Annotated in this window: 12 protein-coding genes; 8 read left to right on the forward strand and 4 right to left on the reverse strand. The window is 42.0% G+C overall.

Going from position 1 to position 13,542, the window contains the following annotated elements; translation table 11 throughout:
* Nucleotides 1-25 precede the first annotated feature (25 nt).
* From BUE31_RS22795 to BUE31_RS22810, 4 genes are all read left to right on the forward strand, one after another.
* On the forward strand, nt 26-454 hold the full coding sequence (locus tag BUE31_RS22795; RefSeq protein WP_073406165.1) for a MerC domain-containing protein: 429 nt from the start codon (nt 26-28) through the stop codon (nt 452-454).
* A 101-nt stretch (nt 455-555) separates the two neighbouring features.
* Entirely contained in the window at nt 556-990 is a 435-nt protein-coding gene (locus BUE31_RS22800; protein WP_073406166.1) for a Fur family transcriptional regulator, read from the forward strand.
* Nucleotides 991-1,033: 43 nt separating this feature from the next.
* Nucleotides 1,034-1,855: an N-acetylmuramoyl-L-alanine amidase family protein gene (locus BUE31_RS22805; RefSeq protein WP_073406167.1), complete on the forward strand. Its 822-nt coding sequence runs from the start codon at nt 1,034-1,036 to the stop codon at nt 1,853-1,855.
* A gap of 74 nt (nt 1,856-1,929) precedes the next feature.
* A complete protein-coding gene (locus BUE31_RS22810) occupies nt 1,930-2,274 on the forward strand; it encodes a hypothetical protein (protein WP_073406168.1) in 345 nt (114 codons plus the stop codon).
* Between the two features lie 62 nt (nt 2,275-2,336).
* On the opposite strand, the gene BUE31_RS22815 is transcribed toward BUE31_RS22810, so the two are convergent.
* Nucleotides 2,337-4,001 (reverse strand): alpha-amylase family protein, encoded by a 1,665-nt coding sequence (locus BUE31_RS22815; RefSeq protein ID WP_143167225.1) that lies wholly within the window; start codon nt 3,999-4,001, stop codon nt 2,337-2,339.
* Nucleotides 4,002-4,789: 788 nt separating this feature from the next.
* Between BUE31_RS22815 and BUE31_RS22820 the strand changes: the two genes are divergently transcribed.
* Together BUE31_RS22820 and BUE31_RS22825 are read left to right on the forward strand one after the other, a co-directional pair.
* Nucleotides 4,790-5,335: a peroxiredoxin gene (locus BUE31_RS22820; protein ID WP_073406169.1), complete on the forward strand. Its 546-nt coding sequence runs from the start codon at nt 4,790-4,792 to the stop codon at nt 5,333-5,335.
* 68 nt (nt 5,336-5,403) lie between these two features.
* A complete protein-coding gene (locus BUE31_RS22825; protein ID WP_073406170.1) occupies nt 5,404-5,988 on the forward strand; it encodes a carboxymuconolactone decarboxylase family protein in 585 nt (194 codons plus the stop codon).
* Between the two features lie 265 nt (nt 5,989-6,253).
* On the opposite strand, the gene BUE31_RS22830 is transcribed toward BUE31_RS22825, so the two are convergent.
* Nucleotides 6,254-7,180, reverse strand: coding sequence for a Nif3-like dinuclear metal center hexameric protein (locus tag BUE31_RS22830; RefSeq protein ID WP_073406171.1), 927 nt, complete (start codon nt 7,178-7,180; stop codon nt 6,254-6,256).
* A 507-nt stretch (nt 7,181-7,687) separates the two neighbouring features.
* On the opposite strand from BUE31_RS22830, the gene BUE31_RS22835 reads away from it, so the two are divergent.
* Nucleotides 7,688-10,678: a glycosyl hydrolase family 28-related protein gene (locus BUE31_RS22835; RefSeq protein ID WP_073406172.1), complete on the forward strand. Its 2,991-nt coding sequence runs from the start codon at nt 7,688-7,690 to the stop codon at nt 10,676-10,678.
* 198 nt (nt 10,679-10,876) lie between these two features.
* Complete coding sequence (locus BUE31_RS22840) at nt 10,877-12,004, forward strand: glycoside hydrolase family 18 protein (protein ID WP_073406173.1); 1,128 nt, start codon at nt 10,877-10,879, stop codon at nt 12,002-12,004.
* A gap of 247 nt (nt 12,005-12,251) precedes the next feature.
* Here the strand turns inward: BUE31_RS22840 and BUE31_RS22845 are convergent, their stop codons facing one another.
* Together BUE31_RS22845 and BUE31_RS22850 are read right to left on the reverse strand one after the other, a co-directional pair.
* Nucleotides 12,252-13,010, reverse strand: a complete 759-nt coding sequence (locus BUE31_RS22845) for a 6-phosphogluconolactonase (RefSeq protein WP_073406174.1) — start codon at nt 13,008-13,010, stop codon at nt 12,252-12,254.
* Nucleotides 13,011-13,277 (reverse strand): HPr family phosphocarrier protein, encoded by a 267-nt coding sequence (locus tag BUE31_RS22850; protein WP_073406175.1) that lies wholly within the window; start codon nt 13,275-13,277, stop codon nt 13,011-13,013. It abuts the gene before it with no gap.
* Nucleotides 13,278-13,542: the final 265 nt, after the last annotated feature.

A 13,542-nucleotide genomic window follows, 5' to 3' on the forward strand; every position in this document is an offset into this window, starting at 1 on the left:
TTGCATTTATTATTACCTTTGCAAAATGAATCATCCAAAGCACTCTTCAAAGCTCGATAATGTAGGCATGACAGCGTCTATATTATGCGCAGTTCATTGTGCAATTGTACCCTTATTAATCACCAGCCTTCCATTGCTGGGTTTGGGGTTTTTAGCTAATCCATGGGTGGAATGGAGCATGATAACTTTTGCAGTATTTATAGGGTTTTATGCTATCGGGCTTTCTTATGTCCGTTCGCACCACCGGATATTGCCCCTGGTTTTACTTTTTGGCGGATTTTTAGTTATCATAATTGGCCATATATATGTTACCAGCTGGCGAGAGGCTATTATTGTGCCTTTTGGTGGTTTGTTGATTGCTACAGCTCATTTTTTTAATTATAAATACACTTCCATTTGCAGTGCGGATAATACCTTATTCCATTTAAAGCATAGCCATCCGCATAAGCATTAAACATTCTTTGCATTTTGCTCATTATCAAACAGGTTAATACTTTTTGCTGATGTGTGTTTTATTCTTTTTAACTTTGCAATTGTAAATTATTTAATATTTTAATGGTTCACACGCATAATAATAATTTTGAAAGCCTGCTTGAAAAGCATCATTTAAAGAAAACAGGGCCACGCCTTAAGGTGCTCTCCATGTTATCGGCAAAGAATGTGGCAACTTCGCAGCCCGATCTTGAAGGTGTGATGAATGATATTGACCGCGTTACCTTATACCGCATACTAAGCGCATTTGAAGAAAAGGGCATTATTCACAAAGTATTTGATTTAAATGGCACTGCAAACTATGCCATGTGCTCTCCGGCTTGCGATGAAGATCATCACCATGACGAACACCTGCACTTTAATTGCACCAACTGTAAAAATGTATATTGTTTGGACGAGCTTCATTTACCTGAAATAAAACTTCCAAAAGGATTTAAACCCGATGGTTTTACTTTATATGCTAGTGGCCTTTGCCCCAAATGCAGCAAACCAGTGTAAAAATTGATTGAAACAATTTAGTTATTACACGCTTATCTACCTAATGATCAAGGACACTAAACAATTAAAAGTACTCATACTTCTTAGCCTGTTTTTATTTTTTATATTAACATCGTTTACCAACGATGATGATCCGCCTAAATCATCTTTTAAATTTAAAACCGTAGTTATTGATGCCGGACATGGCGGTAAGGACCCCGGTGCCCATGGCTCATACTCATTCGAAAAAAATGTAACATTAGCTATAGCTAAAAAAGTGGAACGCCTGCTTAAAAAAGACATGCAGGATGTAAATGTGGTTATGACCCGCACTACTGATAAATTTGTTGAATTAAATAAACGCGCCGAAATTGCTAACCAGATCAACGCCAACCTGTTTATTTCTATTCACTGTAATTCATCGCCTGAGGGAACCGCTAAAATTGCCCATAAAGAAAAGGGGGTAATGCTGCTGGTTTACGGCTTTCACCGTAAAGAGGAGCAAATAGAAGCCCTGCGTGAAAATTCCGCCATCTACATAGAAAAAGACTATAAAAAGAACTATGCGGGGTACGATGAAAAGGACCCTGCTTCAATGATTATTTTAAATACTTTTATGCAAAAATACCGCAAGCAGAGTGTCCTGTTTGGCGATCTTTTGAATGATCAGTTCAAGAACAACGATGACCGTAAAAGTCGCGGGGTTAAGGAACAGGGGCTTTTGGTTTTGGCTCATAGCGCCATGCCTGCGGTATTGATTGAAACGGGATACATAAATAATGCAAGCGAGGAAAAATACCTGAATTCCGAAGACGGACAAAATGCAATTGCCGCTTCAATTGTGAGGGCTATTAAAATTTACCGCAAAGAGATTAACGCCCGTTGATTTTTATAAAAAATCCTTTTAAATAATGGCAGGCTTTATGTAATTTGTGCAAGGAAAAGCACAACTACTCCCCCATGAAAAAATTAATACTTTCCGCCTTTATCGCCCTGGCTTTTGCCGGAACAGCATCGGCTCAAAAAGCTTTCTCATCGGCAGATTTCACAAAAAACCTTGGCAAAACCGGGACCTTGTGCGATACTGTTTATTCGCTGCACGTAGTGAGCGATACCCTGGCATTATTGAACCTGGGCGGCGTTTACCCCAATCAGAAATATACAGTAGCCGTAAAGGGCAATAAAGTAAACCTGGATTATACCAAGCTAAAAGGCAAGCCACTTTGTGTTACCGGTGTATTTATAATGTTTAAGAATCGCCCCGAAATTGAGGTTACAGAGCCGGAGCAGATCAATAAGAATTAGGAAAGGTAAAGCGGCTTTCCTTTTTATCTTGCATCTTAACTTCTTGATTCTTGTCTCTTTCTTTAGCTCCAATTAAAATCAACCTCTCTCTCGTTCAATTTCCATTTAGTCGGGAATGGGTTTGTCATCCAATCCAGTGGCTCGCCAATGGGCTGTGTTTTGGCTGCTTTGGCAAAGCATTCTTTAATAAAGCCTTTTTGCTCAGCGCCTAATGCTTCGGGCTGTGCCGAGATAAATAAAGGAGCGCTGCTTTCGGCAAGTAACTGCATCCATTGCTTGTTCTTTTCCCAGGAAATGTCTGTGGTTAAGCCAACGCAGTCGCCGTCAACAGCATAAAAAGCATTATGTTGTGGTAACCTGAAGCCCATAGTATTTATACCCATTTTACGGGTGCGAGCCCATTCTTTACCGCTGGTATCGTCCCCAATCCGGTTAAGCTCAAATTGTCCGGCAGACAAATGGCTCATGGTGTTGCAGCCTATTACATAAATATGTTCGCCGGTGGCTTCGCGGATTGATGTATAAAGATGATTAATTACCTCGGCTGTGGTTTTGCTTTTATCATAAAAGCTCCAGCCTGGCGCAGTAAAGCTATCTTTCATCTCAAATCCCCACCTGCCACTTATGTCATTAGTAGTATAATCATGCTTTACCATTTCAAAACCCCACTGTTTATATACATCAAAATAGCCTTTAATGCGTTCAATGTTTTCGGGGATTGTTGGATCTAGCAACGGGCTTTTAGGATCATTCCTGCCGGGGATCTTTGGCAACAGCAGGCTCGCTTTTTCGTCATGCCTGGCACATAACGGGCGAATCCACAAACCAGGGCGCATGCCCAGTTTTTTGATCTCGTCACCCAGTAGGTGCATATCTTTAAACTTATCGTTAGGCTTTGCATAAGTTTCATTCCAACCTCCATCACCAGGCAATAAGGGCGAATACTCAGCCCATCCCGCATCAACTACTGAAAACGGGCGATTGTTGGTATCCGTCACCAGTTCGGCCATTAACGCGGTGGTTTCCTTTATCAGTTTTGCCGAATTGTTGCCGTAAGCATAATACCAGTCGTTTATACCATAAATAGGCTGCTTAGGCAGTCGGGGGTTATCGCACATTATTTTACAAAATCTGCGGGCTGTGGCAAATGCATTTTCTATTACTGTGCTTTCTGTTGTTACAATATCGGCAGCATGCAGTTTGCGTGCGCCAAGTTGAACGCCTGATCCGCCTGAGTGTGTATCAAGGGTTAGTTCAATGCTATCGGGGTTAACTCCCCACCAGCAAATGGTATTCGCCCCGGTTTTAACACCAAAGCAGGCCGTGTGCCTATCATCATTCAATAATACGTACCATGGGTTTTTAACATTGCTATCGGGAGATTTCCATGCCATATCGCCATAGGTACGTTCCCAATGATCACCCAATACTTTTGCTGAAGTATTTGTTTGATGTTTCCATTTAAGGCGAATTCCTGTTAAAGCAGATGTTGGTGATTGAATATATACCCCGCTAGCGTTCCCGTTTGTTTTTATGCTTACTTCAACATCTTTATAAATAAAGCCGCTGCCTGAAGCTTTTAGCTGAAACCAATCGGCGCCTGCCTGGCCCCAAACTTCGTCAGGGGCATTCATTAAAGCGGTATTACCGCTTGCATAAGTGATCCGGCTAAATAATACAGCAGCCATAGTAGTGGCCGAAAGCTTCACAAAATTGCGTCTGAGCATAAAATTTACAACAAAAGAGTATCAGGCTAATTGATTTAACTGTTAGACAAACAGTTGTTACGGGTAAAAGTAGGCTTTTATTGCCTTATTTTCAATTAAATATTGACATGCCAAAACAAGCTGAAATTAATTATGTACGCCTTCAAACTTAACCCCAAACCCATTTGTTACCAAGGCATTTGTAACACTTATATTTTTTTATAGGAAGCCAAAATAGAAATGTTTTTACGAAGCGCCCCCGGCGAATCCGTTGTAAATCTGACCAGTTCGCTTTTTTACATGGGCATAGCGATTCTTTACCAGGTATTTCTGTGGAGGACTTTGTTAGCATAGGGAAATGACTTAAAGTAAAACAAAAAATACTTATCTATCAAGAATTATTTATACTCTTTAGTTAATCAAAGATGCGAATTGTTTACTATACTGGTGCATTTTTTTGAGTTTTATCTTTCAACAACAGTAAAATACAACTGAAGGTTAAACTATTTACCAATGGGGAAGGCAGGTATTATATTATGGCATTGAATTTTATGATATAAAGGCTTTTTTTAACAAAATCAAAGCAGGTTCTACTTATAAACCGAATTGTGCTTTTCACAATTATACATTGTTGTAGTTTTAAATAAATTAATTATTTTACCTATAAAAGCCACCTTTTTACTATATTGATAAAAACGATAAAAAAATAGGTTAATTATAGATATAAACTATAGATTATAAATTCTTTATATAAATTCACTTCCCTAAAACTGCTATATTTGCAATGAAATTTTAAAATCATTATAAATATGCTAACTATAGGTCAAAAATTCCCACAGTTTTCTAAAACAGCTGTTGTAAGTATTGAAAAAGGAAAAGAGTTTGAAACTATCACTTCAGATTTTTTGGTAAATGAAGATAACGTTTGGACAGTAATGTTCTGGTGGCCAAAGGATTTTACTTTTGTATGCCCTACCGAAATTGCTGAATTCAATAAAAGCTACGGTGAGTTCCGCGACCGCGACACCCGCCTGATCGGTGCTTCAACTGATACTGAATTTGTTCATGCTGCATGGAGAAGAGATCACGCTGATCTGCGCGACCTTAAATTTCCAATGCTTGCCGATACTTCAAAATCATTGGCAGAAGAACTTGGCATATTAGAGCCAAATGAAAAAATTGCTTACCGTGCTACTTTCATTATCGATCCAACCGGTATCATCCGTTGGGTATCAGTAAATGATTTAAGCGTAGGCCGTAACGTTAAAGAAGTTTTACGCGTGCTTGATGGTTTACAAACAGATGAGCTTTGCCCTTGCAACTGGGTTAAAGGCGAAGAAACTCTTACTGTTTAATTATTTTAATATTATAGTCCCCGCATTTAACGGATGCGGGGATTTTTTATACAGGAAATTTTAAAAAGATGAACGAATCCACCGAGATAATAAACGAACTGCTGCAAAGCCTGGGCATTGATACCGCATACCGTACCAATAGCCTTACCCTGCTTGAAAACGGCGAGTCGCGCTACCTGCGCGACTTGAAGCTAAACTTTACAAGCACCCTTACCTCCGAACATTTGAGCGCAAAAGAATGTGCCTTGCTTGGCCTTTCAACCGCTATTAATAATAACAACACCTTATTAGCAAACTTCTTCACCAAATACGCTGAAGAACAGGAAGCTACCGCTGCCGAAATTGGCGAAGCTGTGGGTTGTGCATCATTATTGGCATCAAACAATGTATTTTACCGCTTCCGTCATTTTACGCAAAAGGAAAAATATACGCAGATCCCAGCCCGCATCCGTATGCAGCTAATGATGAAGCCTGTAACAGGTAAAGAATTTTTTGAGCTGATGAGCCTTGCCATTTCCGCCGTTAACGGCTGCGAAATGTGTGTAAATGCACATGAAGATTCTCTTATCAAATTAGGTACTACCGAAGAACGGGTCTTTGATGCGGTTAGGATTGCATCATTGGTAACAGCTACCGGGAAAGTTGTTTTTTAATTACCTCCCCCCTACAGGCCTGCGACCTGTGCTGGCGTATCGCGCCCTTTCAGGGCTTTGAATTAGTAAATTAATAATACAGCCCTGAAAGGGCGAAATCCATCAGCGTAGGTCGCAGGCCTACACTATTTTACGATGGTGCTGGCGTATGCCACCCTTTAAGAGCTTTGAATTAATACAATAACCACAGCCCTGAAAGGGCGAAATTTATCAGCGTAGGTCGCAGGCCTACGCTATTTTGCGACCTACACTATTCGGGATATTTTTACATAAATGATAAAGAATTGCCCGGCTTTACCCGCGTAGCCTTAACCGAAGGCACATTTTTCTGAACCCATTTCAGCATAAACTCTGAGCCTTCATCTTCACTGGCTATATGGCCCAGCACTACTAACGAAATTTTATCGCCCTTTGCCCTGGCATCCCGCACATATTCGGCAGTTTCCCATTCCGCAATCTCACCACAGATCAATACGTCAGGTTTTACCCTGCTTATTCCCTGGATCTGGCGCTGACCTCCTGCAGCGCCCGGCATAAATAACACGCGGGCGCATGATTGATCCGGATCGCCAATGTATCTTACCTTTTCAATACCCAGCCTTTCTTTTATATAGCCAACCAGATTTGTTAATGAAGTTGCAGGCATGGTTAGGATATTTGGAATTTTTTGATCGGCATACTTTTGCCATTGCAACTGATCAAGCACACCCATTGTAACACCATCAGGAACCAGGCGGTGAATATAATCGTGGTTGCGCCAAACAGCGATATTATGCTGCCTCAGCAAATCGGCCTTGTACTTGTAAACATCATCATTTTGCAGCCATGCGGTATCATCCGTATGGTTATAAAAAGTTGGCTCATGGGCAATAATAAAATTAGCGTCCAGGCTGATGGCTTTCCTGATCACTTCGATTGTTGCAAACATAGCCGTAACTATCCCGGTTACTTTAATGTCCCTGTCTCCTGATTTTAAAGTATCAACCGTTGTGGTTAAAGCCCCGCCAGGCACCTGTTTTATAAACAGATCCATTATTTGCCCTACGGTATAAGTTTCATCCATTTTAATAAAAACTGAAGCTTTATTTACAAGTGGTGCGAGCAGTAAAACGCCGGTAGTTTTTACAGCATTAACAAAAAACTTTCTCCGGTTAATAGCCGGATAGTTCAGCAGGTTAGGGTTGTGGCTCATTGCTTATTATTTTAGTTTAAATGTAAAACATTATTCAATAATTAATTTGATTGATGCTTTTTTTTTGACAGATAAGCAGCTTCCCCACTGATGTTTTTGCATTGGTAGTAGTAAAGTAGTGTGCAATTAATAGTATTGAATATTGCGGCGGATTAGATTTGTGGACGATTGCATTAAAGATCTTTCTCTTCCCTCTTTCCGCCGCAGGCGAAGAGAGGGTGGTCGAGCGAAGCAATGACCGGGTGAGTAGATTCTGCACGCGATAGTAACGCCAGTGCACAGCGGAAAAGCTTGGCGCAGAGTTGACTCACCCGACGAGGCTACGCCCGTCGACCTCTCTTCGCCTGCGGCGGAAAGAGGTAAAAAAAGAAAAGAAAGGATTTTCTCTATTTCTGCGATAGATAAAAGCTTTGTAACAATTGCCTGATATAAATAATGATATAAAATTCAGGCTATATATTTAACCAATAAACCAAACCTGCAGATTAACCGTCTGAACCAATAAAAATGAAAAAGAATACTTTAATAGCCCTTGCTGTTTTATTTATACAAGCTGTTTGTTTTGGTAAGCCACTTACAGATGGCAAAGATAATGGTGGCAAGTCCATTTATCAGGCCCGGCTGGATGATGCAGATGCTGTTTACTTTACTCCCGAAAACTTCAATATTAAAGCGGATGGAAAAACAGATGTATCGGCGGCCTTACAACAGGCAATTGCTGAAGTGAAAACAAAATACAATTTCGGCATCCTTTTTATTCCCGAAGGGAAATACCTGATCTCAAAAACCATATTTATTCCAACAGCCGTACGGCTGATTGGCTATGGCAAAAACCGCCCGCAAATTATCCTGGCAAAAAAATCTCCCGGTTTTCAAACGGCAGATTCAACCGATAAAGGTAAAGCAAAATACATGTTCTGGTTCGTAAGTAATCTTTCAAAACCGGGGGAGCCGCTACACGATGCAGGCGCGTCAACTTTTTACAGTGCTATAAATAATATCAACCTTAAAATTGAAGATGGCAATCCTGTAGCAGTAGCCATGCGTGCCCATTTTGCACAGCATAGCTTTGTGGCTAATGTTGATGTAAACATAGGCAACGGAAAGGCCGGGATGTTTGATGTTGGTAATGCGATGAATAATGTTCGTTTTTTTGGCGGACAATACGGCATTTATACCACCAAGCCTTCGCCCGGTTGGCAGTTTATGATCGTTGATACCTATTTTGAAGGGCAGCGCGAAGCCGCGATAAAAACGCAGGAAGGCGGGTTGACCATCGTTAGAATGAATGTTAAAAATGTGCCTACAGTTATCAGCATCAACCCCAATTATCATGAAAAGCTTTTTATGGAGAATTGCCGCTTTGATAGGATAAGCGGCCCGGCTATAATTATCAGTAACGAGGAGAACGCGTTTAACCAAATCAGCCTGAAAAATATTGATTGCCGCAATGTGCCCATATTTGCCAGCTATCGCCGTAGCGGCAAACAAACGCCCGGCAAAGAAACCATGTACAAGGTAAAGCGATTTATTGACGGCTTGCAGATGGACAGCCTTACTGCCGACCCAGTTTATAAAACCATTAACGATGTTGTGCCTTTATCTGTTTTCCCGGAGCCTGTTAAAAAAGATATTCCCGAGCTGCCTGCCATAAATACCTGGGTAAATTTAAAAACGCTTGGCGCCAAAGGCGATGGAGAAACGGATGATACAAAAATCATCCAGGATGCAATTGATAAATATCCAACCATATATGTACCGCAGGGCTGGTATCGCGTTAGCGAAACTATAAAGTTAAAATCTAATACTGCATTGATTGGCTTTAACCCTATTGCAACCCAGTTTTTAATAGCCGATAATACTCCGGCGTTTGGAGGCTTTGGCGGACCGAAAGCTTTGTTGGAAAGCGCAAAAGGCGGGGCAAACATATTAACGGGGATTGGCCTTTCAACCAATGAGGATAATCCGAGAGCAGTAGCCTGTAAATGGATGTCGGGCGAGAATTCTTATTTAAATGATGTAAAATTTATTGGCGGTCATGGTGGTTTAGAACGGCCAGCTAAACAAAACGAACCAAAAAAAGAACGGACGGGGATCTATAGCAAAGGATATAATGGTGCTGATCCATCATGGGATATGCAATACTGGAGCCTGTGGGTAACCGATGGAGGCGGCGGTACTTTTATGAATATCTGGACAGCGAACACTTATGCTACTAACGGCGCTTATTTCTCCAATACATCAACACCCAGCCATGTTTATGCACTTTCGGTTGAGCATCATGTACGCAACGAGGTAAGGTTTAATAATGTAAGCAACTTTAATGTGTACGCTCTTCAACTGGAAGAAGAAAGCCGGGAAAGTACCGAATGCCAGCCGCTGGAAGTGGAGAATTGCAGCAACATGGTTTTTGCAAACCTGTATACTTTCCGGGTTATCCGTGTAAATAAACCTGCGCCTTACGCCATACGGGAATGGGGCGGCAAAAACATTGAGTTTTTGAACGTGCACAATTACAGCCAGATAAAATATACTACTACGAATCCATTGTATGATATTAACAGCGATACAGAGGTAAGGCCATGGGAGTTTGCACGGTTATTAATTGATGACAATAACCCCAAGATATCAGCTAATAAAATAACCAGGCTGGCAACGGGATTTGAATTTGCAAACGGGGTTTGTGCCGATAGCAAAGGCAATATTTATTTCAGCGAGCAGCGGATGAAAAGGATCTATAAATGGTCGGCAGATACACGCACAATAAGCCTTTTGGCTGATTATCCCTGGGAGCCACTATCATTGGCTTGTGATAAGAATGACAACCTGCTGGTAGTTTTTAAATACGTACCAAAATCAGGCTACCTGGTAAACGGCAAGCCCGAAGAGTTTAAAAATCCACCCGATGCATCGGGTACATCATTCAGTGGCTGGGGAAATTCGGGTTTTGGCACTTTGGTTTATACTATCGATCCAAACGATCCGGACGAAACCATCCAAATGTTAAAAAAAGCACCGATGGGGAGTGTGAACCCGGTTTATAAAGCACTTTACCCGGCACACAGGTGGAGGGATTACCATGATTTTAATACCATATCGGTAGCTAAAGCCACTGAATGTTTTGTGGCGCCTGACGGAGTGACCATTATCCCCGTAGTGTATGACCTTGCCCGTTCAACTGCTTTAGCGGCAGCCATACCCGGCAAACCGCTTTATACTACTGACGAATATGATAAAAGGACCGTAAGCTTAAATGTAAGTGCAGATGGCTTTGTGTCCGATCTGAAATACTTTGCCGAACGCGGTGAGTTTGACACGGCAACAGACGACCAGGGAAATGTATACATAGCCGACGGACAGATCTACGTTTATAATCCTGCCGGCAAACAAATAAAAGTAATAAAAGTGCCGGAAAGGCCTACATCACTAACATTTGGCGCTAATAAAATGCTTTATGTTACCAGCCATAATTCAGTGTTTGAGGTGAAGGTGGATTAGTTAATTGATTAACTAATTAAAAAGAACAAAAGAGGGTGTCATGCTGAGCCCCGTCGAAGCGTGCGGGCAAATGCCTCTGCGCATGCTTAGCACACGGACAGGCCTTTGCGCTCATCCTTCGAGTGCCTCATGATGATACCCTGCGTGCGTTCGATTTATTTATATTGACATGAATTTCTAATTATTAGATATCAAAATATGAAACAATTAAAATTAGTAACAGCTTTATCGTTATGCTTAACCATAAGCCTCTCCGCTATCGCCCAACCCAAGAGACACGTTATCATCGGCTATGTAGGCGGCTACCGGGGATTAATTGATACCAGTATGGTAAACGCCAAAAAGCTTACTCATCTTAATTATGCGTTTGTGAACGTGAAAGATAACCGCGCCTGGCTCACCAATATTAAAACGGATACCACCAACTTTAAAAACCTGCTGAAGCTAAAAAAAGTCAATCCCGATCTTAAAATTTTGATCTCGATAGGCGGATGGGCATGGAGCAAGAATTTTTCGGATGCCGTGCTTACAGATACCTCACGCAGTGCTTTTGCAGCAAGCGCGGTTGAGATTACCCGAAAATACAATTTAGATGGTGTTGATATTGATTGGGAATACCCGGACAATATTGGCGATGGCAATGTTTTCAGGCCTGCTGACAAGCAGAATTTCACACTAATGTTTAAAGCGCTAAGAAAAGAGCTTGATAAACTGGAGAAAGAAACACATAAAAAGCTATTCCTAACCGCAGCAGTAGGCGGCTTTAAACGCTTTACCGAGCATACCGAAATGGATAAAGTAGCCAAATACCTGAACTATGTAAACCTGATGACCTATGATTATTTCCAGGATAGTTTGGGCATAGCAGTACACCACACCAACCTGTATGCCTCAAAAAAATACAATCCGAATTTTGACAGCGGCGATAAAGCCGTAAATGATTTTATTGCCGCCGGTGTTCCCGCTAAAAAACTGGTGTTGGGCGTTGCCTTTTACGGACATTCCTCGCGGGTTACAGATACCACCGCAAACGGCCTTGGCATAAAAACCGATGGTAAAATGCGAGCTGGCGGTTTTACCTTTATAAAGGATAGCCTGGTTAATGACGCAACTAAGGGCTTTAAATACTACCGGGATAATGACGCTGCCGCCCCATACCTGTTTAACTCGGTAACCAGGCAATTTATTACTTACGACGATGAATGGTCGATTAAGAATAAATGTGATTATGTGAGCAAAAAAGGGATGGCAGGGGTTATGTTTTGGGAATACAGCAGTGATAGAAAAGAATATTTGCTGAATGAGATAAATGCGGATTTGAAGTGAAGTCCGAAAGTCGGGAAAGTCCGGAAGACCGAAAAAAGAAAAATATAAAACTTTGTCATTGCGAGCGATAGCGCGGCAATCTCATAGCTATACAGGGCGAATAACTAAGTGTAAAACTTGCTTAGCGGATATACATTGCGACGAGGTTGCTTCGTCGTACCTCCTCGCAATGACATGTTTTTTATTTTGAGGGAAACTTACTAAGTTTTAAAAACTTCGTAAGTTTTTGGAAATCTGTTCTGATATTTTACCAGTTAAAATTCCTCTCCTTAGCATACTCCGCAATCCTGGCGCCTGCATCTGCATCCAGCAGGATCTCGCAGTTGGGGTGCAATTGTACTACCGATGCCGGGATATCTGTACTTATCGGGCCGAGAATAGCCTGCTCAATAATATCAGCTTTGTGAGCTCCTTTTGCAATCAGGATCAATTTGCGGGTATGCATAATGTTTTTTACACCGCGGGTTAGTCCGCCTAGCACGATCTCGGGTGGCACCTGCGTTTCGCGGCGTACACGGGCTTCAAAGTCAGGGTCCATTGGCGATACCCATGTTTCGCTTTCAAATGGCGTACCGGGCTGGTTAATCCCTATGTGGCCATTGCTGCCTATTCCCAGCATCTGCAGGTCGGCGCCGCCACGTTCGGCAAGGCGCTTTTCAAATAAAATACTTTCTGCCTCAAAATCATCCGAAAGGGTTGGCGGCATTATGAAATTCTCATCCGGAATACCCAGCGGACCGGCAATTTGGTTCAGGATCATAGTATAGCAACTGCCGGCATATTCTCTCTGCAGGTTGGTTAGCTCATCCACATTAAACAATGTTATATCAGAAACATCAAACGGGTATTGTTTAAAAATTTCAGACACAACACGGTGCATGCCAATAGTAGTTTGCCCGGTTGAAAGGCCGATCACCGAGTTTCGTTTCTCCAGCATCTGCGCAATAATTCTCCAGGCTGCGGTTATATCAAATTCCTGTTCGGTTTTTGTAATGGTAATTTTCATTTATAAGTCTTTTAACTGTTCTGTGAAAAATTGGTTAATGGCTGCTGCTGCTATAGCCTCGTCCTCGCCGTCAATAATAACGGTAATGGTTTCACCGCCTTTTATGGTTAAAGAGAGGATGTTAAGCATGCTGTTCAGTTTTACGGTTTTCCCAGCCTTTTGAAGACTGGTAATTGATTTAAAACCTTTGGCAAGTCTTATCAGCGTAGTTGCCGGCCGGGCATGTAAACCCTGCGGGGCTAGAATTATATAGTCTTTTGTTATCATTTGTTGTTTCGTCTTCGCAGGGTCTCCTGAAAGGGACCCTGCGCCGTGTGCTAAGTATTAACCATGCATTTTCCTCCCATCAAACATCATCCAGCGCAGGCTCCTCTGCGAGAGACCCTGCGGGGACGTGTGTTTTGTCGAAGGGCGACGTGCGCAGTGGCCTGTCCGCGTGCCAAGCATGGTGCTGAGGCCTTTGCCCGCGTCGTGGTTCGACAAGCTCACCATGACATTCCATCCTTGTCATCCCCTCTTTCGTTCTCGCAGG

Source organism: Mucilaginibacter sp. OK098 (assembly GCF_900142915.1).
In the GTDB taxonomy this organism is placed as follows: Bacteria; Bacteroidota; Bacteroidia; order Sphingobacteriales; family Sphingobacteriaceae; genus Mucilaginibacter.

What these genes read in the sequence shown, in the direction of transcription:
- BUE31_RS22845 (WP_073406174.1), bottom strand. Translation starts at nt 13,010, where the DNA reads ATGAAAATTACCATTACAAAAACCGAACAGGAATTTGATATAACCGCA.
- BUE31_RS22820 (WP_073406169.1), top strand. Translation starts at nt 4,790, where the DNA reads ATGCTAACTATAGGTCAAAAATTCCCACAGTTTTCTAAAACAGCTGTT.
- BUE31_RS22840 (WP_073406173.1), top strand. Translation starts at nt 10,877, where the DNA reads ATGAAACAATTAAAATTAGTAACAGCTTTATCGTTATGCTTAACCATA.
- BUE31_RS22825 (WP_073406170.1), top strand. Translation starts at nt 5,404, where the DNA reads ATGAACGAATCCACCGAGATAATAAACGAACTGCTGCAAAGCCTGGGC.
- BUE31_RS22795 (WP_073406165.1), top strand. Translation starts at nt 26, where the DNA reads ATGAATCATCCAAAGCACTCTTCAAAGCTCGATAATGTAGGCATGACA.
- BUE31_RS22810 (WP_073406168.1), top strand. Translation starts at nt 1,930, where the DNA reads ATGAAAAAATTAATACTTTCCGCCTTTATCGCCCTGGCTTTTGCCGGA.
- BUE31_RS22805 (WP_073406167.1), top strand. Translation starts at nt 1,034, where the DNA reads ATGATCAAGGACACTAAACAATTAAAAGTACTCATACTTCTTAGCCTG.
- BUE31_RS22815 (WP_143167225.1), bottom strand. Translation starts at nt 4,001, where the DNA reads ATGCTCAGACGCAATTTTGTGAAGCTTTCGGCCACTACTATGGCTGCT.
- BUE31_RS22830 (WP_073406171.1), bottom strand. Translation starts at nt 7,180, where the DNA reads ATGAGCCACAACCCTAACCTGCTGAACTATCCGGCTATTAACCGGAGA.
- BUE31_RS22835 (WP_073406172.1), top strand. Translation starts at nt 7,688, where the DNA reads ATGAAAAAGAATACTTTAATAGCCCTTGCTGTTTTATTTATACAAGCT.
- BUE31_RS22850 (WP_073406175.1), bottom strand. Translation starts at nt 13,277, where the DNA reads ATGATAACAAAAGACTATATAATTCTAGCCCCGCAGGGTTTACATGCC.
- BUE31_RS22800 (WP_073406166.1), top strand. Translation starts at nt 556, where the DNA reads ATGGTTCACACGCATAATAATAATTTTGAAAGCCTGCTTGAAAAGCAT.